This window comes from Leclercia sp. UBA5076, assembly GCF_002416465.1.
Lineage (GTDB): Bacteria > Pseudomonadota > Gammaproteobacteria > Enterobacterales > Enterobacteriaceae > Enterobacter.
In genome coordinates this window covers 94,529-118,298 of the sequence record NZ_DIAO01000009.1, presented here as the reverse complement: position 1 = coordinate 118,298, position 23,770 = coordinate 94,529, and the positions used below count along the sequence as shown (strand labels likewise).

Annotated in this window: 22 protein-coding genes; 13 read left to right on the top strand and 9 right to left on the bottom strand. The window is 56.6% G+C overall.

Annotated features, from left to right (window positions below; all coding sequences use genetic code 11):
* Window positions 1-99: 99 nt before the first annotated feature.
* Together B3X29_RS09755 and bcp are read left to right on the top strand one after the other, a co-directional pair.
* A complete protein-coding gene (locus B3X29_RS09755) occupies window positions 100-669 on the top strand; it encodes a glycine cleavage system transcriptional repressor (protein WP_197431813.1) in 570 nt (189 codons plus the stop codon).
* Window positions 669-1,139: a thioredoxin-dependent thiol peroxidase gene (gene bcp / locus B3X29_RS09750; protein ID WP_039029687.1), complete on the top strand. Its 471-nt coding sequence runs from the start codon at window positions 669-671 to the stop codon at window positions 1,137-1,139. Before B3X29_RS09755 ends, bcp begins: the two co-directional genes overlap by 1 nt.
* Before the next feature lie 95 nt (window positions 1,140-1,234).
* On the opposite strand, the gene B3X29_RS09745 is transcribed toward bcp, so the two are convergent.
* Window positions 1,235-2,296: an AI-2E family transporter gene (locus tag B3X29_RS09745; RefSeq protein WP_103180681.1), complete on the bottom strand. Its 1,062-nt coding sequence runs from the start codon at window positions 2,294-2,296 to the stop codon at window positions 1,235-1,237.
* Between the two features lie 222 nt (window positions 2,297-2,518).
* On the opposite strand from B3X29_RS09745, the gene bepA reads away from it, so the two are divergent.
* Window positions 2,519-3,982 carry a beta-barrel assembly-enhancing protease gene (gene bepA / locus B3X29_RS09740; protein ID WP_103180682.1) on the top strand — a complete coding sequence of 488 codons (1,464 nt, stop codon included), beginning with the start codon at window positions 2,519-2,521 and terminating at the stop codon, window positions 3,980-3,982.
* Between the two features lie 11 nt (window positions 3,983-3,993).
* Window positions 3,994-4,353 (top strand): arsenate reductase (glutaredoxin), encoded by a 360-nt coding sequence (arsC, locus tag B3X29_RS09735; RefSeq protein WP_159340063.1) that lies wholly within the window; start codon window positions 3,994-3,996, stop codon window positions 4,351-4,353.
* A gap of 32 nt (window positions 4,354-4,385) precedes the next feature.
* Here the strand turns inward: arsC and B3X29_RS09730 are convergent, their stop codons facing one another.
* From B3X29_RS09730 to B3X29_RS09715, 4 genes are all read right to left on the bottom strand, one after another.
* Entirely contained in the window at window positions 4,386-5,087 is a 702-nt protein-coding gene (locus B3X29_RS09730; RefSeq protein WP_214422612.1) for a DnaA inactivator Hda, read from the bottom strand.
* A gap of 95 nt (window positions 5,088-5,182) precedes the next feature.
* On the bottom strand, window positions 5,183-6,472 hold the full coding sequence (gene uraA / locus B3X29_RS09725) for a uracil permease (RefSeq protein ID WP_114314300.1): 1,290 nt from the start codon (window positions 6,470-6,472) through the stop codon (window positions 5,183-5,185).
* Window positions 6,473-6,566: 94 nt separating this feature from the next.
* Window positions 6,567-7,193: a uracil phosphoribosyltransferase gene (gene upp / locus B3X29_RS09720; protein ID WP_032613066.1), complete on the bottom strand. Its 627-nt coding sequence runs from the start codon at window positions 7,191-7,193 to the stop codon at window positions 6,567-6,569.
* A gap of 257 nt (window positions 7,194-7,450) precedes the next feature.
* Entirely contained in the window at window positions 7,451-8,881 is a 1,431-nt protein-coding gene (locus B3X29_RS09715) for a 6-phospho-beta-glucosidase (protein WP_159340062.1), read from the bottom strand.
* 278 nt (window positions 8,882-9,159) lie between these two features.
* Between B3X29_RS09715 and purM the strand changes: the two genes are divergently transcribed.
* The 4 genes from purM (at window position 9,160) to ppx (ending at window position 14,634) form a co-directional block, all read left to right on the top strand.
* Entirely contained in the window at window positions 9,160-10,197 is a 1,038-nt protein-coding gene (purM, locus tag B3X29_RS09710; protein ID WP_159340061.1) for a phosphoribosylformylglycinamidine cyclo-ligase, read from the top strand.
* The gene (purN, locus tag B3X29_RS09705; RefSeq protein ID WP_156655018.1) at window positions 10,194-10,835 is read left to right on the top strand and encodes a phosphoribosylglycinamide formyltransferase; all 642 of its coding nucleotides are present in this window, start codon (window positions 10,194-10,196) and stop codon (window positions 10,833-10,835) included. Before purM ends, purN begins: the two co-directional genes overlap by 4 nt.
* Window positions 10,836-11,028: 193 nt before the next feature.
* Window positions 11,029-13,089: a polyphosphate kinase 1 gene (ppk1, locus tag B3X29_RS09700; protein ID WP_103180689.1), complete on the top strand. Its 2,061-nt coding sequence runs from the start codon at window positions 11,029-11,031 to the stop codon at window positions 13,087-13,089.
* A gap of 3 nt (window positions 13,090-13,092) precedes the next feature.
* Window positions 13,093-14,634: an exopolyphosphatase gene (gene ppx / locus B3X29_RS09695; RefSeq protein WP_103180690.1), complete on the top strand. Its 1,542-nt coding sequence runs from the start codon at window positions 13,093-13,095 to the stop codon at window positions 14,632-14,634.
* An 8-nt stretch (window positions 14,635-14,642) separates the two neighbouring features.
* Here ppx and B3X29_RS09690 read toward each other — a convergent pair whose 3' ends face one another.
* Entirely contained in the window at window positions 14,643-16,883 is a 2,241-nt protein-coding gene (locus B3X29_RS09690) for a sensor domain-containing phosphodiesterase (protein WP_103180691.1), read from the bottom strand.
* Window positions 16,884-17,229: 346 nt separating this feature from the next.
* Between B3X29_RS09690 and B3X29_RS09685 the strand changes: the two genes are divergently transcribed.
* Complete coding sequence (locus tag B3X29_RS09685) at window positions 17,230-17,436, top strand: YfgG family protein (RefSeq protein ID WP_159340060.1); 207 nt, start codon at window positions 17,230-17,232, stop codon at window positions 17,434-17,436.
* A gap of 27 nt (window positions 17,437-17,463) precedes the next feature.
* On the opposite strand, the gene B3X29_RS09680 is transcribed toward B3X29_RS09685, so the two are convergent.
* The gene (locus B3X29_RS09680) at window positions 17,464-18,348 is read right to left on the bottom strand and encodes a LysR family transcriptional regulator (protein WP_103180693.1); all 885 of its coding nucleotides are present in this window, start codon (window positions 18,346-18,348) and stop codon (window positions 17,464-17,466) included.
* Window positions 18,349-18,446: 98 nt separating this feature from the next.
* On the opposite strand from B3X29_RS09680, the gene B3X29_RS09675 reads away from it, so the two are divergent.
* Window positions 18,447-19,628: an MFS transporter gene (locus B3X29_RS09675; protein ID WP_159340059.1), complete on the top strand. Its 1,182-nt coding sequence runs from the start codon at window positions 18,447-18,449 to the stop codon at window positions 19,626-19,628.
* Here B3X29_RS09675 and B3X29_RS09670 read toward each other — a convergent pair.
* Window positions 19,625-20,350, bottom strand: a complete 726-nt coding sequence (locus tag B3X29_RS09670; RefSeq protein WP_103181121.1) for an SDR family oxidoreductase — start codon at window positions 20,348-20,350, stop codon at window positions 19,625-19,627. The genes B3X29_RS09675 and B3X29_RS09670 overlap by 4 nt on opposite strands.
* A 220-nt stretch (window positions 20,351-20,570) precedes the next feature.
* Between B3X29_RS09670 and B3X29_RS09665 the strand changes: the two genes are divergently transcribed.
* From B3X29_RS09665 to B3X29_RS09655, 3 genes are read left to right on the top strand one after another with little or no spacing between them, the layout of a single operon-like run.
* Window positions 20,571-21,032, top strand: coding sequence for a DUF6130 family protein (locus B3X29_RS09665; protein ID WP_103180695.1), 462 nt, complete (start codon window positions 20,571-20,573; stop codon window positions 21,030-21,032).
* 35 nt (window positions 21,033-21,067) lie between these two features.
* Window positions 21,068-21,322 carry a DUF1471 domain-containing protein gene (locus tag B3X29_RS09660; protein ID WP_103180696.1) on the top strand — a complete coding sequence of 85 codons (255 nt, stop codon included), beginning with the start codon at window positions 21,068-21,070 and terminating at the stop codon, window positions 21,320-21,322.
* A gap of 9 nt (window positions 21,323-21,331) precedes the next feature.
* Complete coding sequence (locus tag B3X29_RS09655; RefSeq protein WP_159340058.1) at window positions 21,332-22,078, top strand: alpha/beta fold hydrolase; 747 nt, start codon at window positions 21,332-21,334, stop codon at window positions 22,076-22,078.
* 61 nt (window positions 22,079-22,139) lie between these two features.
* Here B3X29_RS09655 and guaA read toward each other — a convergent pair whose 3' ends face one another.
* Entirely contained in the window at window positions 22,140-23,717 is a 1,578-nt protein-coding gene (gene guaA, locus B3X29_RS09650) for a glutamine-hydrolyzing GMP synthase (protein WP_103180698.1), read from the bottom strand.
* Window positions 23,718-23,770 lie beyond the last annotated feature (53 nt).

Genomic DNA, 23,770 nt, shown 5'->3' with positions numbered 1-23,770 from the left:
TGTAATAAAAGCAAGCGACGTGAGACCTCCAGGTTATTGTATGCCGGTTTTTTTTATGCTTTCCTTAGAAAGACTAAACCAAGCAAAGGAAGAACAGGTTTGACAACCTCATCACAACATTACCTGGTTATTACTGCGCTGGGTGCCGACAGGCCGGGGATCGTGAACACCATCACCCGCCACGTCAGTAGCTGCGGCTGCAACATCGAAGACAGCCGCCTGGCGATGCTGGGTGAAGAGTTTACTTTCATCATGCTGCTTTCCGGGTCGTGGAATGCGATTACCCTGATTGAATCGACCCTGCCGTTAAAAGGCGCAGAGCTGGATCTGCTGATCGTGATGAAGCGCACCACCGCGCGCCCGCAGCCTGCCCTGCCGGCTACCGTCTGGGTCCAGGTGGAAGTGACTGACTCCCCGCATTTAATCGAACGCTTTACCGCCCTGTTTGACAGCCACCAGATGAATATCGCCGAGCTGGTCTCGCGGACGCAACCGGGCAAAGATGACGCCGTGCCGAAACTGTTTATTCAGATCACCGCCCACAGCCCGGCGTCGCGGGATGCCTCAAATATCGAGCAAGCGTTCAAAGCCCTCTGTACAGAACTGAATGCGCAAGGCAGTATTAACGTCGTCAATTATTCCCAGCATGAACAGGATGGAGTTGAGTAATGAATCCACTGAAAGCCGGTGACATCGCACCGAAATTTAGCTTGCCCGATCAAGACGGTGAGCAAGTAAATTTGACCGACTTCCAGGGACAGCGTGTACTGGTCTATTTCTACCCGAAAGCCATGACCCCAGGCTGTACCGTACAAGCCTGCGGCTTACGCGATAACATGGACGAGTTGAAAACCGCCGGCGTCGAAGTGCTGGGTATCAGCACCGACAAACCGGAAAAACTGTCTCGTTTCGCCGAAAAAGAGCTGCTTAACTTCACGCTGCTTTCTGACGAAGATCACCAGGTTTGCAACGCGTTTGGCGTCTGGGGTGAGAAAACCTTTATGGGTAAAACCTATGACGGTATCCACCGCATCAGCTTCCTGATCGACGCTGACGGCAAAGTTGAACACGTGTTTGATGACTTCAAAACCAGCAATCACCACGATGTGGTGCTGGAATGGGTGAAAGCGAACGCCTGATTTGGCTCTTCGCTTGTTTCGCCGGGTGGCGCTACGCTTACCCGGCCTACAAAATCCATAGGCCCGTGCAAGCGTTAGCGCCGCCGGGCAACAGCCTACTCCTCCACTGCCGGCACATCCGGCCAGGCATGCACCACCGCTTTAACCAGTGTTGCCAGCGGGATCGCGAAGAAGACTCCCCAGAATCCCCATAATCCGCCAAAAATTACCACCGACAGAATAATGACGAGTGGGTGCAGGTTTACCGCTTCCGAGAACAGCACCGGAACCAGCAGGTTTCCGTCCAGCCCCTGAATAATCAGATAGACGACGAAACAGCTCCAGAACTCGGTGCCCAGACCAAACTGGAAGAGCGCCACGCCCACTACCGGAATGGTGACCACAAACGCCCCGATATAGGGAATCAGCACCGAGAAGCCTACCAGCACCGCCAGCAGTAGCGAGTAGTTGAGGCCGAAGATTAAGAAGCCAATCCAGGTGGCAACCCCAACGACAATCATCTCCAGCACTTTGCCGCGAATGTAGTTGGTGATCTGCTGGTTCATCTCCTTCCACACCTGTCCTGCCAGCCCACGGTTACGCGGCAGGACGCGGCGCACCGCGTTAAGCATCTGATCTTTGTCCTTGACCAGGAAGAAGACCATCAGCGGCACCAGCACCAGATAGACCGCCAGCGTCAGCAGGCCCACCAGCGACGCGAGGGAGAATTTCACCACCGTATCCCCCATCGTCATGATGCGGGTGCGCATGTTCTCGGCCATAGCATCGATGATGCCCGCATCCATCAGGGCCGGATAGCGGCGCGGCAGGGTGGCGGCAAAGTCAGAGAGTTTGCTGAGCATCCCCGGCATATCGCGGATGAGATTGATCCCCTGCTGCCAGGCGATCGGCAATACTACAAAGGACATCACCATCAGGATGCCGACAAAAAAGACCAGCACGATGATGCTGGCCCAGCGGCGGGAACAGCCAATATTTTCCAGCCGGACGGTAGGCCACTCCAGTAAATAGGCGAGCACGATTGCCACCAGTAGCGGCGCCAGCAGCCCGCTAAAGAAGAAGAGGATGCCAAAACCGGCAACCAGAATAATCAGCAAAGCAATGGCCTCAGGATCGCTAAAACGTCGGCGGTACCACTGCATTAATAACTCGAGCATTCAACCCTTCCCTGAAGATATTGGCGGAACGTAAAGGGTGAATTGTATCGAAGAGTTAATGAAAAGACTTTCGCTTTTTCTTGCTCCGTCACAAAACGCAAAAGCCTGAAAAGAGGGATTTTCTTATCGCCCTGAGGCGCATACACTTGCAGAGCAGCCGCAGATGAACGATATGCGGGTTCTTCGGTCAAATTAGCACACCCACCAGACAGGACAGAGGTTATGTTCAGGCAGTTGAAAAAAACGTTGGTTGCGACGCTCATCGCTGCGCTGACCGCTGGCCAGATGATGCCAGCCTTCGCTGACTCTGCAGACGCATTGCCGGATATGGGCACCTCGGCAGGAAGCACGCTCTCCATTGGTCAGGAGATGCAAATGGGCGATTTCTACGTGCGCCAGCTGCGCGGCAGTGCGCCGTTGATCAACGATCCATTGCTGGTGCAGTACATCAATTCGCTGGGGATGCGCCTTGTCTCCCACGCGGATTCGGTAAAGACCCCTTTCCACTTCTATTTGATCAATAACGACGAGATCAACGCCTTCGCTTTCTTCGGCGGCAACGTGGTGCTGCACTCGGCGTTATTCCGCTATGCCGACAACGAAAGCCAGCTGGCCTCGGTAATGGCGCACGAAATTTCTCACGTCACCCAGCGTCACCTGGCGCGCGCGATGGAAGATCAGAAGCGCAGCGCCCCGCTCACCTGGGTGGGCGCACTGGGCTCTATCCTGCTGGCGATGGCGAGCCCGCAAGCGGGTATGGCCGCGCTGACGGGTACCCTGGCGGGCACCCGTCAGGGGATGATCAGCTTTACCCAGCAAAATGAACAGGAAGCGGACCGCATCGGTATTCAGGTACTGCAACGCTCCGGGTTCGACCCGCAGGCGATGCCGAACTTCCTCGAAAAGTTACTCGACCGGGCGCGCTACTCCTCGCGTCCGCCGGAAATTCTGCTGACTCACCCCCTGCCGGAAAGCCGTCTCTCGGATGCCCGCAACCGCGCCAACCAGATGCGTCCGGTGGTGGCGCAGTCCTCAGAAGATTTCTATATGGCGAAGGTCAGAACCCTCGGCATGTACAACTCGGGGCGCAACCAGTTGACCAACGATCTGCTCGATGCCCTGAATAAAGGCAACGTGCGTGAACAGCGTGCCGCCCGGTATGGCCGTGCCTTACAGGCAATGGAGGCCAGCAATTATGACGAGGCGCGCAAAAACCTGCAGCCGCTGCTGGCCGCAGAGGCCAACAATGCCTGGTATCTTGATCTGGCAACTGACATCGACTTAGGGCAGAAAAAAGCCCAGGATGCGATCAACCGTCTGAAAGGCGCCCGTGACCTGCGCAACAACCCGGTCCTGCAACTCAACCTGGCGAATGCTTACTTACAGGGTGGACAGCCGCAGGAAGCCGCGCCCATTCTCAACCGCTACACCTTCAATAATAAAGATGATCCTAACGGCTGGGATCTGCTGGCCCAGGCGGAAGCCGCGCTCGGCCATCGCGATCAGGAGCTGGCTGCCCGCGCCGAAGGTTATGCCCTGGCCGGACGTCTGGATCAGGCCATCTCCCTGCTGAGCAGCGCCAGCTCGCAGGTGAAACTCGGCAGCCTGCAACAGGCCCGTTACGATGCCCGTATCGATCAGTTGCGCCAGCTGCAGCAGCGCTATCGCGCGTATGAAAAGATGTAAAAGGAGAAAAGATGTCTGACGCGGTTACGATCTACCATAACCCTCGCTGCTCAAAGAGCCGCGAAACCCTGAACCTGCTGAAAGCCAACGACGTTGAGCCGCAGGTGGTGCTCTATCTGGAGACGCCGCCGGATGCCGACACCCTCCGCACGCTGCTCACCCAGTTGGGAATGACCAGCGCCAGAGCGTTAATGCGCCAGAAAGAGGAGCTTTACAGAGAGTTGCGTCTGGCAGACAGCGCGCTCAGTGAAGATGAGTTAATTCAGGCGATGGTGGAGCATCCGAAGCTGATTGAGCGCCCGATTGTGGTGGCCAACGGCCAGGCCCGGATTGGACGCCCGCCTGAGCAGGTGCTTGAGATTGTGAAGTAAGCAGGATTGGCCCGGTAGCGCGTGCGCCGGGCCTAAAGATTGAGAATGTCTTTCACAAAAGGAATGGTGAGTTTCCGCTGGGCAGTGATGGATGCCTTATCCAGCTGATCGAGGGTCATAAACAGCGTACGCATCTCGCGATCTAAACGTTTTAGCAGAAAACGCCCTACGTCTTCCGGCAGTTCAAATCCCCGTAACCGCGCCCGCAGCTGCAAAGCCTGCAGCTTATCTTCATCGGAAAGCGGCTGTAATTTGTAGATTTGTCCCCAGTCGAGACGCGAGGCCAGATCGGCCAGCCCGAGATTTAACTGACGCGGCGGTCGATCGCCGGTGATCAGCAGCCGGGTCTTCCCCGACTCCAGAATGCGGTTATAGAGATTGAAAATCGCCATTTCCCACAGCTCATCCCCCGCCACGCATTCGATATTGTCGATGCAGACCAGCGACAGCTGTTCCATTCCATCGAGCACCTCCGGCACAAACCAGGTGCGTTTATCCAGCGGCACATAGCCGACCGCATCCCCGCGCTGAGAAAGTTCAGCACAGGCGGCGTGCAGCAGATGGCTGCGCCCCGCGCCTTCGCGTGACCAGATATAGATGTAACCGCTGTGCTCCTGGCGCAACACGTTTTGCAGTGCAGCCAGTAAAGAGGGGTTATCACCCGGCCAGAAACTCGCGAAAGTTTCGTCGTCGGGAAGATAAAGTGGCAAAGAGAGCTGTGCCGGTGCGTTCAGAAATACCTCAACCAGGTCTTACTCGGAATCGGCCCAGAGTTTAACACGGAACAAGCGGGGAGAGAACCGGGCGGATCGGCCGCCCGGTTGCAGGATCAATGTGAGACTTTTTCGCTCTCTTCGGCGTCCAGCACCACCTCTTCCGGGCGCAGAACGGAGATCAGCTTGAAGATGAGGGCCAGACCGATACCAACGATGGTCGCCAGCGCCATGCCTTTCAGCTCGGCGGCGCCAATGTGCACCTTGGCACCGCTGACGCCGATAATCAGGATCACCGAGGTCAGGATCAGGTTTTGCGCTTTGCTGTAGTCAACTTTTGAGTCGATCAGAACGCGAATACCGGAGGCGCCAATCACCCCGTACAGCAGCAGCGAAACACCGCCCATCACCGGAACCGGGATAATCTGGATAGCCGCCGCCAGCTTACCGACGCAGGAGAGCAGGATAGCGAAAATCGCCGCACCGCCGATAACCCAGGTGCTGTAGACGCGGGTAATAGCCATCACGCCGATATTCTCACCGTAGGTAGTGTTTGGCGTGGAGCCGAAGAAACCGGAGATGATGGTTGAGAAGCCGTTGGCAAACATTGAGCGGTGCAGACCCGGGTCGCGGATCAGGTCGCGCTTGACGATATTCGCCGTCACCACCAGGTGACCGACGTGCTCGGCAATCACCACCAGCGCCGCAGGCAGAATGGTGAAGATGGCAAACCACTCAAAGCGCGGGGTGTAGAAGGTTGGCAGCGCGAACCAGTGGGCCTGGGCAATCGGGGTGGTATCCACAACGCCCATCGCAAAGGAGAGCGCATAGCCAGCCAGTACGCCGATCAGGATCGGGATAATTGCCATAAAACCACGGAACAACACGGAGCCAAAGACCGTCACGCCCAGCGTGACCAGCGAGATAGTAATGGTTTTAGTATCCGGGGATTGCCCGTCGGCAGGCAGCAGGCCCGCCATATTTGCGGCCACACCGGCTAATTCAAGACCGATGACGGCAACGATTGCGCCCATCGCCGCAGGGGGGAACATCACATCCAGCCAGCCGGTCCCCGCTTTCTTCACAATGAAAGCCACCAGACAGAACAGCACGCCGCACATAATGAAACCACCCAGCGCCACTTCATAGCCTAACGGCAGCAGCAACAGCACCGGCGAGATAAAGGCAAAGCTGGAACCCAGATAGGCCGGGATCTTACCTTTACAAATAAAGAGATAAAGCAGCGTACCGATGCCGTTAAACAGCAGCACGGTGGCCGGGTTAATGTGGAACAGGATTGGCACCAGCACGGTTGCACCAAACATCGCAAACAGGTGCTGCAAACTAAGCGGGATTGTCTGCAAAAGTGGCGGTCTTTCACTCACCCCGATAGCACGGCGCGTCATAGAATCTTCCTCAAGTGTTGTTTGTTTTAAGCGGTTGGGTTTTTTATTCAAAAAAAAGCCGACTATCAAAGTCGGCTTCTTTTTCGTTATTCACTTATTTAGTACCAAAAATCTTATCGCCGGCATCGCCGAGTCCCGGGATGATGTACCCGTGCTCGTTCAGGCCCTGATCGACAGAGGCGGTGTACAGTTCAACGTCCGGGTGCGCTTTTTCCAGCGCAGCAATGCCTTCCGGCGCGGCAACCAGTACCAATACTTTGATGCTGCTGCAGCCCGCGTTTTTCAGCAGGTCGATGGTGGCGATCATGGAGCCACCGGTGGCCAGCATCGGGTCAACGACCAGCGCCATACGCTCGTCGATATTGGAGACCAGCTTCTGGAAATAGGGCACCGGCTCCAGCGTCTCTTCGTTACGGTAGATGCCAACCACGCTGATACGCGCGCTTGGAACGTGCTCCAGCACCCCTTCCATCATGCCCAGACCTGCGCGCAGGATTGGCACAACGGTAATTTTTTTGCCTTTGATCTGCTCAACCTGTACCGGGCCGTTCCAGCCTTCGATGGTTACAGTTTCGGTTTCCAGATCGGAGGTTGCTTCATAGGTCAGTAAGCTGCCAACTTCAGAGGCCAGTTCACGAAAGCGCTTAGTGCTGATGTCATGCTCACGCATCAGGCCCAGCTTGTGTTTAACGAGTGGGTGTTTCACTTCCACAATCTTCATTCTCTTTCTCCTTCGGGTGGCAGCCACAAAAAAAATCGCCGGATTATACCGCTTTTTTCGGATAGCGCCATACCCATCTTGCTTGACCGGGATCAACCAAAGTGAATTAGAGTCTGTCAGAGAGTATAAAAGAGACAAAAAAAACCGGCGGGGGATCGCCGGCTTTTGTGCGGGTTTTCGCCCGGCGGCGCTGCGCTTGCACGGGCCTACGGTTTTGTAGGCCGGGTAAGGCGAAGCCGCCACCCGGCAGTGGGCGTTTAAAGCGACTCGCCGTTGCTGGCGATCACCTTCTGATACCAGGCGAACGACCTCTTCTTGCTGCGATTCAGCGTGCCGTTACCTTCGTTGTCTTTATCAACATAGATAAAGCCATAGCGTTTTTTCATCTCGCCCGTTCCGGCAGAGACCAGATCGATACAGCCCCACGGGGTGTAGCCCATCAGATCCACGCCATCTTCCACCACCGCTTTTTTCATCTCACGGATATGGGCGCTGAGATAGTCGATGCGGTACTGGTCATTGACCGTGCCGTCACTCTCCAGCACGTCGATGGCACCAAAACCGTTTTCGACAATAAACAGCGGCAGCTGGTAGTGATCCCAGAACCAGTTCAGGGAGTAACGCAGCCCCACCGGATCAATCTGCCAGCCCCAGTCCGATTTCTGTACATAGGGGTTGGAGACCAGGCTTTTGCTTTCGTCGTAGTCGAGCTGCGGGTTGTCCTCCGTGGCTTTGGTGGCAAACGACATGTAGTAGCTGAAGCCGATGTAATCCACGCAGCCCTGCTTCAGCGCCGCTTTATCCTCTTCGGTAATATCCAGCGCAAAACCGCGACGGGCAAAGTAGTTCAGCAGGTGTTGCGGATAGGCGCCGCGCACGTGCACATCGGTGAACCAGTAGCGGCGGTGCATGGCGTTCATCGCCATCATCATGTCGTTCGGGGCGCAGGTCAGGGGATAGATCGGACACATGGCGATCATGCAGCCAATTTTCAGGGACGGGTTGATGTCGCGTCCGGCTTTTACCGCCAGGGCGCTGGCCACCAGTTCATAGTGCGCCGCCTGGAACATCACCGGCTCGCGATCTTCACCCGGCTGGTACTTCAGCCCGGAGTTGGTAAACGGGGCGAAATCTTCGTGGAAGTTGGCCTGGTTGTTGATCTCGTTAAAGGTCATCCAGTTTTTCACTTTGTGCTGATAGCGCTCGAATACCACGCTGGCAAAGCGCACAAAGAAGTCGATCAGTTTGCGGTTACGCCAGCCGCCGTACTCTTTCACCAGGTGATAAGGCATTTCGAAGTGCGAGAGGGTGATCACCGGCTCGATGCCATGCTTCAGGCACTCATCAAACAGATCGTCATAAAACTGGAGCCCCGCCTCGTTAGGCTGCTGTTCATCGCCTTTCGGGAAAATACGCGTCCAGGCTATGGAGGTGCGGAAACATTTAAAGCCCATTTCCGCGAACAGCTGGATGTCATCTTTATACCGGTGATAGAAATCGATGGCTTCATGGTTGGGGTAGTTTTTGCCCGGCAGTACGCCGTCGGTAATTTCGCGGGGGACGCCGTGGGCGCCAGCGGTCATCACATCTGCCACGCTCGTGCCCTTCCCGCCCTCCTGCCAGCCGCCTTCAAGTTGATGCGCCGCCACTGCGCCGCCCCACAGAAAACCCTCTTTGAATCCTGACATGCAATATCCCTCATTCAGCGTTAATTATCGGCAAAAAAGAGTACAGAAACCGGTTTCATTGGAATGATGTGCATTCACTGGCAGGGTTGCAAGAATAAGAATGTACCCGGTTTCATTTTCGTGAACGGGTTCAAGTTTGTATGCTAAGGGGCGATTTTTACTCGATTTTCAGGCGCACGATTTTCTGTTGCAGAATGGGCTCGCAAACGTTTGCCTGGACTGTTAGAATTGCGCCGATTTTTCTTATATCGCAATGCAATCGCGTGGGGACTTGAGCCGTGACCAACAAAACTTCTCTCAGCTACAAAGATGCCGGTGTAGATATTGACGCAGGTAATGCGCTGGTTGACCGTATCAAAGGGGTAGTTAAAAAAACCCGCCGCCCGGAAGTGATGGGAGGTCTGGGAGGATTCGGCGCACTGTGCGCGCTGCCGCAAAAATACCGTGAACCGGTTCTGGTCTCAGGCACCGACGGCGTGGGCACCAAGCTGCGTCTGGCGATGGATCTGAAACGCCACGACACCATCGGCGTTGACCTGGTTGCGATGTGCGTGAACGACCTGGTGGTTCAGGGCGCTGAGCCGCTGTTCTTCCTCGACTACTACGCGACCGGCAAGCTGGACGTCGACACCGCAGCCAGCGTCATCAGCGGTATCGCCGAAGGCTGTTTGCAGTCAGGCTGTGCACTGGTGGGCGGTGAAACCGCTGAAATGCCGGGCATGTACCACGGCGACGATTACGACGTGGCTGGCTTCTGCGTGGGCGTTGTCGAAAAATCAGAGATCATTGACGGCAGCAAAGTGGCCGACGGCGACGTGCTGATTGCGCTGGGCTCCAGTGGCCCGCACTCTAACGGCTACTCTCTGGTGCGCAAAATTGTTGAAGTGAGCGGCTGCGACCCTCTCACCACCGAGCTGGAAGGTAAACCGCTGGCCGATCACCTGCTCGAACCGACCCGCATCTACGTGAAATCCATTCTGGCGCTGATTGAGAATGTGGACGTTCACGCGATTGCCCACCTGACCGGCGGCGGCTTCTGGGAAAACATTCCGCGCGTCCTGCCGGATAACACCCAGGCGGTGATCGACGCATCCTCCTGGCAGTGGCCTGCGGTATTTAACTGGCTGCAGGATGCCGGTAACGTCAGCGATCATGAGATGTATCGCACCTTCAACTGCGGCGTGGGGATGGTTATCGCCCTGCCGGCAAGCGAAGTGGACAATGCCCTGGCGCTGCTGCAGGCGAAAGGTGAAAACGCGTGGAAAATCGGTATCATCAAAGCATCTGATTCCGAACAGCGTGTGGTCATTGAATGAAAAATATAGTGGTGCTCATTTCCGGTAACGGAAGTAATTTGCAGGCTATCATCGATGCCTGCAAACAGAAGAAGATCAACGGCACCCTCCGCGCAGTATTCAGTAACAAGGCCGATGCATACGGCCTTGAGCGTGCCCGCCTCGCGGGCATTGCCACGCATGCGCTCAGCGCTGCCCAGTTTGCCAGCCGCGAGGCGTTTGACCGCGAATTGGTGCAGGAGATTGACGCCTACGCCCCGGATGTGGTGGTGCTGGCCGGCTACATGCGGATCTTAAGCCCGGCGTTTGTCGCGCACTATGCCGGACGTCTGCTCAATATCCACCCCTCCCTGCTGCCTAAATATCCTGGCCTGAATACCCACCGTCAGGTGCTGGACAACGGCGATGAGGAGCACGGCACCTCGGTCCATTTCGTTACTGACGAACTGGACGGCGGCCCGGTGATCCTGCAGGCGAAAGTGCCGGTGTTTGAAGGCGACAGTGAAGAGGAGGTGACCGCCCGGGTGCAGGCTCAGGAGCACGCTATCTACCCGCTGGTGGTGAGCTGGTTCGTTGAAGGCCGTCTTGAAATGCGCGACGGCGCCGCCTGGCTGGATGGCGCGCCGTTACCCCCGCAAGGTCACGCGGCGGAAGAGTAAACTTTTGCCGGGTGGCGCTATCGCTTACCCGGCCTACAGCACCTTTTGCCCCGCCAACTCTCTATTATCCCTCAAGAAAAAATTTAACTGTCATACTTTTCTGACACAGTTGGACATATTGTGGAAATGCTCGCCATAATAAAGGCGAGACGGATTTACCACGTCCTGTGATTGAACTGGAGTGTGAGTAGTAATGGGTCAGGAAAAGTTATACATCGAGAAAGAGCTAAGCTGGTTAGCGTTCAACGAGCGCGTGCTTCAGGAAGCGGCCGACAAAAGTAACCCGCTGATTGAGCGCATGCGTTTTCTGGGGATTTACTCCAATAATCTGGATGAATTCTATAAAGTGCGTTTCGCTGAACTGAAGCGTCGAATCATCATTAGCGAAGAGCAGGGTTTAAACTCGAATTCGCGTCATCTGCTTGGCAAGATCCAGTCCCGGGTACTGAAAGCCGACCAGGAATTTGACAGCCTGTATAACGAACTGCTGCTGGAGATGGCGCGTAATCAAATCTTCCTGATTAACGAGCGTCAGCTCTCGGTTAACCAGCAGAGCTGGCTGCGTCACTATTTCAAACAGTATCTGCGCCAGCACATCACCCCGATTCTGATTAACCGCGAAACCGATCTGGTGCAGTTCCTGAAAGATGACTACACCTACCTGGCGGTGGAGATTATCCGCGGCGACAGCATCCGCTATGCGCTGCTGGAAATCCCGTCAGACAAGGTGCCGCGCTTCGTCAACCTGCCACCGGAAACGCCGCGCCGCCGCAAGCCGATGATCCTGCTGGATAACATCCTGCGCTACTGCCTGGACGATATCTTCAAAGGGTTCTTCGACTACGATGCGCTGAACGCCTATTCCATGAAGATGACCCGCGATGCCGAGTATGACCTGGTGCACGAGATGGAGGCCAGCCTGATGGAGCTGATGTCATCCAGCCTCAAGCAGCGTCTGACGGCGGAGCCGGTGCGCTTTGTCTATCAGCGCGATATGCCCGATGCCATGGTTGATATGCTGCGCGAAAAGCTGACCATCTCCCGCTATGACTCCATCGTGCCGGGCGGTCGCTATCATAATTTCAAAGACTTTATCGGCTTCCCAAACGTCGGCAAGGCCAACCTGGTGAACAAGCCGCTGCCCCGCCTGCGCCATATCTGGTTTGATAAGTTCCGTAACGGCTTCGACGCCATTCGCGAGCGCGATGTCCTGCTCTACTATCCGTACCACACTTTTGAGCATGTACTGGAGCTGATGCGGCAGGCGTCGTTCGACCCCAACGTGCTGGCGATTAAAATCAACATCTACCGCGTGGCGAAAGATTCCCGCATTATCGATGCGATGATCCACGCTGCCCACAACGGCAAAAAAGTGACCGTGGTGGTGGAGTTGCAGGCGCGTTTCGATGAAGAGGCCAACATCCACTGGGCCCGTCGTCTGACCGAAGCGGGCGTACACGTGATCTTCTCGGCCCCTGGGTTGAAGATCCACGCCAAGCTGTTCCTCATCTCCCGTAAAGAGGGTGATGATGTGGTGCGTTATGCCCACATCGGCACCGGTAACTTCAACGAGAAGACCGCGCGCATCTATACCGACTACTCGCTGTTGACCGCCGATGCGCGGATCACCAACGAGGTGCGTCGGGTCTTCAACTTTATTGAAAACCCCTATCGTCCGGTTAATTTCGACTATCTGCTGGTCTCCCCGCAGAACTCCCGTCGTCTGCTGTATGACATGATCGACCGCGAGATCGCCAACGCGCAAAACGGCCAGCCGGCCGGCATTACGCTTAAGCTCAACAACCTGGTCGATAAAGGACTGGTGGATCGCCTGTATGCCGCCTCCAGTTCGGGAGTTCAGGTTAATCTGCTGATCCGCGGCATGTGCTCGCTGATCCCCGATCTTGAGGGCATCAGTGAAAATATTCGCGTCATCAGCATCGTCGATCGCTATCTTGAGCACGATCGGATCTATATTTTTGAGAATGGCGGCGATAAACGCGTTTACCTCTCTTCCGCCGACTGGATGACGCGAAACATCGATTACCGGATTGAAGTGGCGGCACCGCTGCTCGATCCGCGGCTGAAGCAACAAATTCTTGATATTATCGACCTGTTGTTAAGTGATACTGTAAAAGCACGTTATGTCGATAAAGAACTGAGTAACCGCTATGTGCCGCGCGGCAATCGCCGTAAAGTACGGGCACAGCTGGCGATTTACGACTATATCAAATCACTCGAGCAATCCGATTAACCTATGCCGATAAACGATAAGACCCCACGACCGCAGGAGTTTGCTGCGGTCGACCTTGGTTCTAACAGCTTCCACATGGTCATCGCCCGTGAGGTGGATGGCGCAATGCAGATCATCGGTCGTCTGAAGCAGCGCGTCCACCTGGCTGATGGCCTGGATGCGAACAATATGCTCAGCGAAGAGGCGATGGAGCGCGGGCTGAACTGCCTGTCGCTGTTTGCCGAACGCCTGCAGGGTTTCACCCCGTCGAGCGTCTGCATTGTCGGAACGCATACCCTGCGCCAGGCCGCAAACGCGACGGAATTTTTAAAGCGCGCGGAAAAGGTGATCCCCTACCCTATCGAAATCATTTCGGGTAACGAAGAAGCCCGTCTGATTTTTATGGGCGTGGAACATACGCAACCTGAAAAAGGCCGCAAGCTGGTGATTGATATTGGCGGCGGCTCGACGGAGCTGGTGATCGGCGAAAACTTTGAGCCGCATCTGGTCGAAAGCCGCCGGATGGGCTGCGTCAGCTTTGCCCAACTCTATTTCCCCGGCGGGGCGATCAGCCGGGAGAACTTCCAGCGCGCGCGGATGGCCGCGGTACAGAAGCTGGAGTCCCTCGCCTGGCAATACCGTCTGCAGGGCTGGAACGTGGCGCTTGGCGCCTCGGGTACGATCAAAGCGGCACACGAAGTGCTGGTGGAGATGGGCGAAAAAGATGGCTTTATTACCCCTGAGCGTCTGACCAGGCTGATGGAAGAGGTGCTCAAGCATAAGAGCTTTACCGCCCTCAGCCTGCCGGGTCTCTCCGAAGAGCGCAAAGCGGTGTTTGTGCCGGGTCTGGCGATCCTGTGTGGCGTGTTCGATGCGCTGGCGATCCGCGAGCTGCGTCTTTCCGACGGCGCGCTGCGCGAAGGGGTACTCTATGAGATGGAAGGCCGTTTCCGTCATCAGGATATTCGCAGCCGCACCGCGCAGAGCCTGGCCAACCAGTACAATATTGACCGCGAACAGGCCAGACGCGTGCTGGAAACCACGACCCAAATGTATGAGCAGTGGGAAGCCCAGAACCCGAAACTGGCGCATCCGCAGCTGGCGGCTCTGCTCAAATGGGCGGCGATGCTGCATGAAGTGGGGCTCAATATCAACCACAGCGGGATGCACCGCCATTCGGCCTACATTCTGCAACACAGCGACCTGCCAGGCTTCAACCAGGAGCAGCAGACCATGATGGCCTCGCTGGTGCGCTATCATCGTAAAGCCGTTAAGCTGGATGAGCTGCCGCGCTTTACGCTGTTCAAGAAAAAACAGTTCCTGCCGTTGATCCAGCTGTTACGTCTGGGCGTGCTGCTGAACAACCAGCGCCAGGCGACGACAACGCCACCTACGCTGACGCTCACCACGGACGATAACCACTGGACGCTGAGTTTCCCGCATGACTGGTTTAGCCAGAATGCGCTGGTCTTGCTGGATCTGGAAAAAGAGCAACAGTACTGGAGCGCCGTCACCGGCTGGTGCCTGAAAATTGAAGAAGAGCACTCCCCGCACGTCGCCGCGTAATCTTCCCGTCAGGCGCTCATACCGAGCGCCTCACCCCTAAGCAGACTCTCCAGCGGCACAGGTTTGCCAATCAAATAGCCCTGAAAATAGTCAATGCCCAGCGCTTCAGCCGCATGGCGGATCTCTTCGCTTTCAACATACTCCGCCACCACCAGCATCTTTTTCATCCGCGCAAGATGACAGATCGAAGCGACAATCTGGTAATCCAGACTATTGCTGACGATGTTACGAATAAAGCTGCCGTCGATCTTCAGAATATCGGCATCCACGTTTTTCAAGCGCGCATAGCTGGCGTAGCCGGTACCAAAATCATCTATGGCAATCCGGCACCCCATCTGCTGCAGATGGTTGACGGTCTGCATCGCCAGCCCGGCGTTGCCGAAGCTGCTGCTTTCGGTGATCTCGAAGATGAGCTGCCAGCTCTCAATGGCATATTTTTGCAACATCCGGCTGACCTCAAGCGGCAGCTGGGCCCGGCAAACGGACGTTGGCGAAAGGTTAATGGCGAACCGCTGCCCCGGGAGCGTTTCGCGATTCTTCGCCATAAACTGAAGCGTCTTCTCCAGCACCAGCAGATCAATTCGCGACGAAAGGCCAAACTCCATGGCAACGGGCAAAAAGATATCGGGCGAGATCAGCCCGGCATCACCATTTTGCAGGCGGAGCAGTATCTCGTGATAGCTATCGCCGCGGATGCCCTGTACGGGCTGCGCCAGCAGGGTAAACTCATCTTTTTCCAGCGCCCGCTGCACGCGATTCATCATCGCAACCTTGTCTTTCAGACCGCGCTGCAGGTTGATTGCGCCCCGCTGCTGCAGGTTTTCCGGGTGGTTGGTCGCCAGAGAGAGATCCGCAATGGTACTCAGCTCACCCAGCAGCAGATAGATATGCACCACCGGTGAACGCACATAGCAGTAACTGACCCCCACCTGCGGCTGCAGCGGCATCCCATCCCAGATAAAGCGAAAGCGTTTGATGTGCAGATCCAGCTCTTCAATACGGGATTGGTGCAGCTCGGTATTTAAACGCAACACTAAATCGTGACCCGAGAGTTGATAGATGCACTCATCCGGCTGCAGATAATCATTCAGCCAGGCGGCCAGCTTCTGTTTGTACTGGATGCGCAGCAGTACGCCATAGTTACGCCCCAAAACTTCCAGTTCAGGGATGCGCAAGAAACAGAGCACCGACCAGGGTTTTTTGCCCAGGGCACGATTGAGCGCCCGCAGGTTTGGCATGTGCACCACCGGATCGAGAAACGCCAGCCGACGGGCGCGAATATTGATGGCCCGCTGTCGCGTCGCCAGTACCGCCATATAGACCACCACGAAGGTAAAGACCAGATAACTGGAGGAGGTAATGGTGAGCTGAATATCGTATCCCTGCGACCAGGGGATGTAGCGGTAAAAATAGTGAATAGAGACGATCAGCACTGGAGTCCAGATCAGAGACATCAGCTTATAACCAAAGCGCATCGATCCCCAAAGCATGACCGGCATCAGCAGCGACAGCGTGTAGTTGGTACTGAAGATACTGCTGTTTTCGTTAATCGGCCATAACAGCAGGGCCAGTAAGGCACTGTTGATCAACATCCAGGTGACAGCTTCTGCCAGCGACACTTTGCGGTCTATCTGGCTCCTAATCTGCGATATCAGGCTGCGCAGATAGCGGGGATGACGGAGGATGCGGATGATCACATAGCTGAAGGGCACCCCTGTCAGGCAGCCAACCAGTAACCCCTGATAGTTAATCAGCGAGCGGATCCCGGGAGTACTGATACCGGCCAGGTCAAACCGCGTCTGGTAAACGCCGAGGTAAACCGCGAACTGAAATAGCAGGAGAAAAATCGTGGCCGGGCAGAACATCTGCCAGAACATCCGTTGCGCGATAAGCCGTGCGTCGCCATAGGCAGTCATATTACGTCGGGGTGTGAAGACCCGATATCCGCCCCAACTGAGAGTTATAGGGATCAGGAAATGCGCAATGGCAATCGCCGTTTCGTAGTCGCCAATCGAGGGATAATAGTGCAGGAAGAGCGCAACCATAATGCCCGGCACTGCCGCCATTCCATAAAACAGCATGAGCGCGAGTAACAACGCCAGCGGCATATAGTAGAGCACCACCAGACTCCCCTCAACCTGGGTGTAGGTAGTAGCTAAGCGCGCAATGGGCAGCAGCACGATCGGCAGAAGCATCGGCAGCGCCCACCAGCGATCTTTGTATTTTTTGTATAAAGTGAAAATAGTCATAGATGCCATAGTAAACCCGCTGATCCCGGGGGTAATTCAGACAGGCATCCAACCTGACACTGTTGCCGCGCATCGAATAACGATTACACGAAGGGAATAAAAGATTTTAATTAGCAACGGCGGGTGACATTTGACTTAAATCAAAAATATTAATATCGCTCAATTAGATTCACATTTTTTGACCACACTTTTGTGCTAATTATCAATGGCGTAAATAAGTTAATTATTATACATAACATTAAGTGAGTGAGTTGTTGACGCAATTTTACATTACGATTAATTGACCCCTGCCCGCCCGTATGCCTTAATGGCGTACCGCCCGCAGGGTATTATCAGGAAAACAACAGTGAGTCAGGCCACACGTATGCGAAGACGATATCGGTTTAACACTCGGATGACGCGTATCATACTGCTAATCAGCTTCTTCTTTTTCCTTGGCCGTTTCGTCTATTCCTCTATAGGTGCCTGGTATCACCATCAGGAGAAAAAACAGGCCCAGCAATCCAGCCTCTCTGTCGATTATGCCGGGCGTTCCACATCGACAATTAATTAATCGTTTGGTTTTTATTGGTTAATTTAATTATTCTGTTGTTTGTAATAAACGAATAATTTCGCTCATTCCTTTGCTCAGTATTTTGTCCTGACGCATAACAATAGCCAGCTGGCGCTGTAATACCGGCGTAAGCGATTGTACGCATAATCCCTGTCTGTCCTGCGCGCAGGCGACCGCCATGCGGGGAATAATGCTGTACCCCAGCCCGACACGAACCATACGCTTGATCGCTTCGATGCTGCCGGACTGCATCACCGGCTGCACCTCCACGCCGCTTGCCTGGAACCAGGCGTCGATGACCGTACGCGTACTGCTTCCCGCACTAAAGGCGATAAAGGGTCGATCCTGTAGATGCTCAGCGGTCAGCATGCCGAACTGCCTCTGCTCTTCCCCGGCGGCGATATAGACAAACTCCTCATTCATCACCGGTGCGATCGAAAGCGCAGACCCGGCAGCCGGGAGTGTCACCAGCCCCAGATCGAGACGGTTCTCCTCGATAGCGCGAACAATCTCAAGGGTATTGCCGGTGGTGACGCCAACCCGCAGCAGCGGATGATCCTGACGCAGCTGCTGCAACAGAGGTGGCAGCAGATGGATGCAGGCCGTGGCACCCATTCCGAGGGTAATGGTGCCGCTCACCTCATGGCTGAAGGCCCCTATCGCGCGTATCGCCTCATCCACCGCCTGCTCGATGCGCTCGCCGTGCGTAAGTAACGTGAGCCCCGCCGCGGTGGCTTTAATCCCCCGTCCGGTTCGCTCGATTAATCGCGCCTGCAGAAACTGCTCCAGCTGGCGGATCTGCAGACTGACGGCCGGTTGCGAAAGTCCCAGCAGATCCGCCGCGGCAGAAAAACTGCCCCGCTGCACCACCAGACGAAAGGTCGCCAGCTGTCCAAGATTCAGCGTCGTCATCACAAAGTTTCTCTTATAGGAGCCATAAACGCACCGGCCTGCCAGGGTCCTGATGCAACCGATATGCTCAGCATAACGCCCTGATGGAATGAAAGATAATGAAAAACCCTGCCCTGCCCCGCGCCCTCTCCCTCACTGCTGGCTGTAACCAGCTTATCAACTGGGGGATCTCTTTTTATATGCCCGGCACCTTTGCCCGGGCGATATCGGCGGATACCGGCTGGTCGTCAGCGCAAATCTACTCGGGCCTGACGCTCGCCATGCTGGTGATGGCTGCCCTCTCGCCGTTTGTCGCCCGCTTACTGGCGCGGATCGGCGGCCAGCGTGTGGTGATGACCGGCTCCCTGCTGATCGCCATGAGTTGCCTGCTTATGGCTTACACGCACTCGCTTATGACCTGGTACAGCGCCTGGGTGTTAACTGGCATCGGTATGCGCCTGTCGCTGTACGACGCACTGTTTGCGGCGCTAGTGAATCTCTACGGTCAGCAGGCGCGGCGAACGATCTCCCGCGTGACGCTGGCGGGCGGGCTGGCCTCGGTGGTCTTCTGGCCGCTGGGAGAGGCACTGCTCATGGTCATGAACTGGCGTGAAGCGCTGCTGATCTATGCCCTGTTCGGCCTGCTGAGCGCCGCGTTAATCCTGTCGCTACCCAATCAAACTCACCCTCTAGCCAACAAACCCGCCGCCCGTGCCGGGGGAGAGGATCGTCGCAACGGCTGGCTGTACGCCGCGTTTATCGCCCTCATCACCTTTGTCTCTAACGGCACCTCGACCCATCTGCCGGAATTTATCGCCAGCGTCGGCCTGCCGGTGACCATCGGCATGTTATGGGGAATTGGGCAGACCGGGGCGCGGTTCCTGGAGGTGGTGGCCGGAGCGGGACTGACTCCGCTGCGCCTGACGCTGCTCACCGCGCTTGCCATGCCGGTCTGCTTTCTGCTGGGGCTCAGCACTACGCTCTGGCTCTGGTCAGCCGCCGGTTTTGTGCTGGGCTATGGGGCGATTAACGGCCTGGTGACCATCGTCAAAGCTACGCTGCCGTTGCAGCTGTTTGCTCCTGAAGAGTACGCCAAACGCACCGGGGTGCTGCTGATCCCTGCCCAGCTGATGGCGGCAGCTTCCCCGCTGGCCTATGCATGGCTGAACCGGATATTGGGCATGGCGGGCGCGATGTGGCTGTCGTGGGGGCTGACGCTGGTGATTGCCGGGCTGGCGGTGGCTATCGTCAAGGGTCAGGCATCGCGCCATGCTGAGGGCATCCCTGCCCTGAGTGACTAAAGAACAAATCCGCCGTCAATGGTCAGGCTTGCCCCGGTCATGTAGCCGGATGATGTCCCGGCAAGCCAGGCCGCCAGCGAGGCGATTTCGTCCGGCTCGCCCATTCTTTGCAACGGGATGCTCCCGACGATCTGCTCCGCCATCCCGGCGGTCATATCGGTGGCGATGGGCCCTGGCTGAATGTTGTTAATGGTGATGCGCCGTGGCGCCAGATCCAGAGCGAGGTTCTGCACCATCGATGCCACCGCCGCTTTGCTCATGGCATAAACGCTGCTGCCCGCATGCCCGGTACGCACGGCGGTATTGCTGCCGATGGTGATAATCCTCCCCCCTTCCGTCATCGGCTTCACCGCTGCCTGAATGGCGAGGAAGACGCCGCGTACGTTGACCGACAGCGTGGCGTCCAGATCCGCCAGGGCATACTCCTCAATCGTTCCAGGGCGAAGCACACCCGCGTTCACCACCGCGACATCCAGCCTGCCGTAGCGGCGCAGCGTCGTATCCACTGCCGCCTGGATTGCTGCCGCATCTGCGCTGTCGGCTTCAATGGCTATCGCCTGGCCGCCCTGACGCGCAATGGTTGATACCAGCGCCTGCGCCCGGTCCGGACGGGATACCCAGGTAATGGCAACCCGATAGCCCTCGCGCGCCAGTCGCGCCGCAATGGCCGCTCCGATCCCGCGTGCCCCGCCGAAAATCAACGCTACTTTTTCGTGATTCATGATGGTCATTCTCCTGTTGGCTTGAGCACCCACCCGGGTGCCTCTGCAGACACCCTGCCAGCAGAAACTCCCCTGCGCATGCGCGGAATGTATCGCACTGTATCCCCGCCGCCCTGCTTACGCAGCCATACAAAAAAGCCGCCCACAGCAAACAGACCCGATACATAAAAATGGTTTTCTGTACCTGTTGTCACTGATTACCTGAAGAGGAGATACCCGGATGATGCATCGAAATGTCCTGCTCACGCTGTTCGCCTTGTCATCAGGCTGTACCTGGGCCGCACCGTTAAGCGGGCTTAGTGCGGCGGAGGTGAATGGCCTTGCTGCCGTCGCACCGCTCGAACAACCCCAGCCCCCGGCGAAGCTGATTGTGGATCCACCGCTGGCGGGCCCGCTAAGTAAAGGCGCGGTCTTTATTCAATACCGCGCAGAGAACATGCGCATTGAACCGGTGTTCGGGCCTGAGGCGCTGAAAGTGACGCCGCGCATCGGCCATATCCACGTCATCGTGGATGACAATCCCTGGCACTGGGCCGACGCCAGCGGTGAACCGGTCATTCTGGTGGGGCTACCCGCAGGTCATCACAAGGTGACCCTTATTCTCGCCGACCCAACTCATAAACCTGTTGATCGTAAAACCATTGAATTTACCGTGCCGCCGCATGCCGCGGTTATGCACTGAACGCAACCCCTGACCTATTTTTGAGGATTTAAACCATGAAAACATTATTGATTGCTGTCCTGACCTTCACTGCCGCAATGGCCTCTTCCGCTTTCGCCGCCCAGGAAATTAACCAGCCTCAGGGAGAGCAAAAGATTGGCACCGTTTCCGACAGCAGCGGTGCGACGTCGCTGGCGGATCTGGAGGCAAAACTGCAGGCCAAAGCCGATAAAGCGGGCGCCAGCGCGTTTCGTATTACCTCCGCCGGGGGGAATAACACCCTGTCCGGCACCGCCGATATTTATCGCTGAGGCGTAACCATGAAAAAAGTGTCTATCCATACCGTTGCGGTGGGCCTGCTGCTGGCCGCCACCAGCGGCTCCGCGCTGGCGAATAATAAAACCGTCGTTCTGGTGCACGGCGCGTTTGCCGACGGCAGCAGCTGGAACCGCGTGATCGACAAGCTGCAACGCCAGCATACCGAGGTCATCGCCGTTCAGCTGCCGCTCACCTCGCTGAAAGAGGATGTCGCCGCAACCCAGCGCGCCATCGCCCGGGCCCACGGGGATGTGGTGCTGGTAGGCCACTCCTGGGGCGGCACGGTGATAAGCGAGGCGGGTAACGATGCGCGGGTCAAAGCGCTGGTTTACGTGGCGGCGTTTGCCCCGGACTCAGGCCAGTCGACGGCGGCGCTGGCGGACAGCTACCCTGCCCCGCCGGGGAGCGCTGGGATTGCTAAAACCGCAGAGGGTTTTCTCTATTTGCCGGGCAAATCGGTACGTCAGGATTTTGCGCCGGACATTAAGGCTGATGAGCAAAACAGACTGACCGCCACTCAGGGCCCGATCCGTGCGGATGCCTTTGCGGAAAAGGTCACGCATGCGGCCTGGCACGATAAGCCGAGCTGGTATGTGGTCAGCAAGAGTGACCGGATGATCAACCCGGATCTGGAGCGGGCAATGGCGAAAGCGATTGATGCGAAAACCAGCGAGGTAGCGGCAAGCCATGTGTCGATGGTGAGTCATCCCAGGGAGATTGCCCGGGTGATTGAGCAAGCGGTGAAATGAGGCCAGCGAAAAAAAGCCCGCACGATGCGGGCTTGATTTATATGCGCTTAACAGGCGGGATTTATTCCCACTCGATCGTCGCCGGTGGCTTACCGCTGATGTCATACACCACGCGGGAAATACCGTTCACTTCGTTGATAATACGGTTGGATACGCGGCCCAGGAAGTCATACGGCAGGTGCGCCCAGTGGGCAGTCATAAAGTCGATGGTCTCCACCGCACGCAGGGAGACAACCCAGTCATACTTACGGCCATCGCCCATTACGCCTACAGAGCGAACCGGCAGGAAGACGGTGAACGCCTGGCTCACTTTGTTGTACAGGTCAGCTTTGTGCAGCTCTTCAATGAAGATCGCGTCCGCACGACGCAGCAGGTCACAGTACTCTTTCTTCACTTCGCCCAGCACGCGCACGCCCAGACCCGGCCCCGGGAACGGATGACGGTAGAGCATGTCATACGGCAGACCCAGCTCCAGACCGATCTTACGCACTTCGTCTTTGAACAGCTCGCGCAGCGGCTCAACCAGACCCATCTTCATCTCTTTCGGCAGGCCGCCCACGTTGTGGTGAGATTTGATGACGTGTGCTTTACCGGTGGCGGATGCCGCGGATTCGATCACGTCAGGGTAGATGGTGCCCTGCGCCAGCCACTTCACATCTTCCAGCTTCAGCGCTTCTTCATCGAACACTTCAACGAAGACGCGGCCAATGATTTTACGTTTGGCTTCCGGATCGTTTTCACCCGCCAGCGCGTCGAGGAAGCGCTGCTCGCCTTCCACGTGAACGATGTTCAGACCGAAGTGGTCGCCGAACATGTCCATCACCTGCTGGGCTTCGTTCAGGCGCAGCAGACCGTTGTCGACGAAGACGCAGGTCAGGTTTTTGCCGATGGCGCGGTGCAGCAGCATCGCGGTCACGGAGGAGTCAACGCCGCCGGACAGACCGAGGATCACTTTGTCGTCACCCACCTGCTGGCGGATACGCTCCACGGCGTCGTCGATGATTTTTGCTGGCGTCCACAGCGCTTCACACTGGCAGATGTCGATGACAAAACGCTCCAGCATGCGCAGGCCCTGACGGGTATGGGTCACTTCCGGGTGGAACTGCACGCCGTAGAAGCGCTTCTCTTCGTTCGCCATGATGGCAAACGGGCAACTCTCGGTGCTGGCAACGGTCACGAAGTCGGACGGGATAGCGGTGACTTTGTCGCCGTGACTCATCCAGACGTCCAGCAGCGCTTTGCCGTCGGCGGTCAGGGAGTCTTCGATACCGCGGATCAGGGCGCTGTCGGTCTGGACTTCAACCTGTGCATAGCCGAACTCACGCTCGTTGGAGCCCTCTACATGGCCACCCAGCTGCATCGCCATGGTCTGCATGCCGTAGCAGACGCCGAACACCGGCACACCGGCTTCGAATACATACTGCGGCGCGCGCGGGCTGTTCTCTTCGGTGGTGCTTTCCGGGCCGCCAGAGAGAATGATACCGCTTGGGTTGAATTCGCGAATCTGTGCTTCCGTGACATCCCACGCCCACAGTTCACAGTAAACGCCCAGCTCACGTACGCGACGTGCCACCAGCTGAGTGTACTGCGAACCGAAATCCAGAATGAGAATGCGATGTTTATGAATATTTTCCGTCATTGACGCTAATTCCGAGGCAAGTGAAACAAAATCGCCCGGCTTATAGCCGGGCG

Bases quoted from the DNA above. Each gene is read 5' to 3' on its own strand.
- bcp (WP_039029687.1), top strand. From the start codon at position 669: ATGAATCCACTGAAAGCCGGTGACATCGCACCGAAATTTAGCTTGCCC.
- B3X29_RS09745 (WP_103180681.1), bottom strand. From the start codon at position 2,296: ATGCTCGAGTTATTAATGCAGTGGTACCGCCGACGTTTTAGCGATCCT.
- bepA (WP_103180682.1), top strand. From the start codon at position 2,519: ATGTTCAGGCAGTTGAAAAAAACGTTGGTTGCGACGCTCATCGCTGCG.
- arsC (WP_159340063.1), top strand. From the start codon at position 3,994: ATGTCTGACGCGGTTACGATCTACCATAACCCTCGCTGCTCAAAGAGC.
- uraA (WP_114314300.1), bottom strand. From the start codon at position 6,472: ATGACGCGCCGTGCTATCGGGGTGAGTGAAAGACCGCCACTTTTGCAG.
- upp (WP_032613066.1), bottom strand. From the start codon at position 7,193: ATGAAGATTGTGGAAGTGAAACACCCACTCGTTAAACACAAGCTGGGC.
- B3X29_RS09715 (WP_159340062.1), bottom strand. From the start codon at position 8,881: ATGTCAGGATTCAAAGAGGGTTTTCTGTGGGGCGGCGCAGTGGCGGCG.
- purN (WP_156655018.1), top strand. From the start codon at position 10,194: ATGAAAAATATAGTGGTGCTCATTTCCGGTAACGGAAGTAATTTGCAG.
- ppk1 (WP_103180689.1), top strand. From the start codon at position 11,029: ATGGGTCAGGAAAAGTTATACATCGAGAAAGAGCTAAGCTGGTTAGCG.
- ppx (WP_103180690.1), top strand. From the start codon at position 13,093: ATGCCGATAAACGATAAGACCCCACGACCGCAGGAGTTTGCTGCGGTC.
- B3X29_RS09690 (WP_103180691.1), bottom strand. From the start codon at position 16,883: ATGACTATTTTCACTTTATACAAAAAATACAAAGATCGCTGGTGGGCG.
- B3X29_RS09680 (WP_103180693.1), bottom strand. From the start codon at position 18,348: ATGACGACGCTGAATCTTGGACAGCTGGCGACCTTTCGTCTGGTGGTG.
- B3X29_RS09675 (WP_159340059.1), top strand. From the start codon at position 18,447: ATGAAAAACCCTGCCCTGCCCCGCGCCCTCTCCCTCACTGCTGGCTGT.
- B3X29_RS09670 (WP_103181121.1), bottom strand. From the start codon at position 20,350: ATGAATCACGAAAAAGTAGCGTTGATTTTCGGCGGGGCACGCGGGATC.
- B3X29_RS09665 (WP_103180695.1), top strand. From the start codon at position 20,571: ATGATGCATCGAAATGTCCTGCTCACGCTGTTCGCCTTGTCATCAGGC.
- B3X29_RS09660 (WP_103180696.1), top strand. From the start codon at position 21,068: ATGAAAACATTATTGATTGCTGTCCTGACCTTCACTGCCGCAATGGCC.
- B3X29_RS09655 (WP_159340058.1), top strand. From the start codon at position 21,332: ATGAAAAAAGTGTCTATCCATACCGTTGCGGTGGGCCTGCTGCTGGCC.
- guaA (WP_103180698.1), bottom strand. From the start codon at position 23,717: ATGACGGAAAATATTCATAAACATCGCATTCTCATTCTGGATTTCGGT.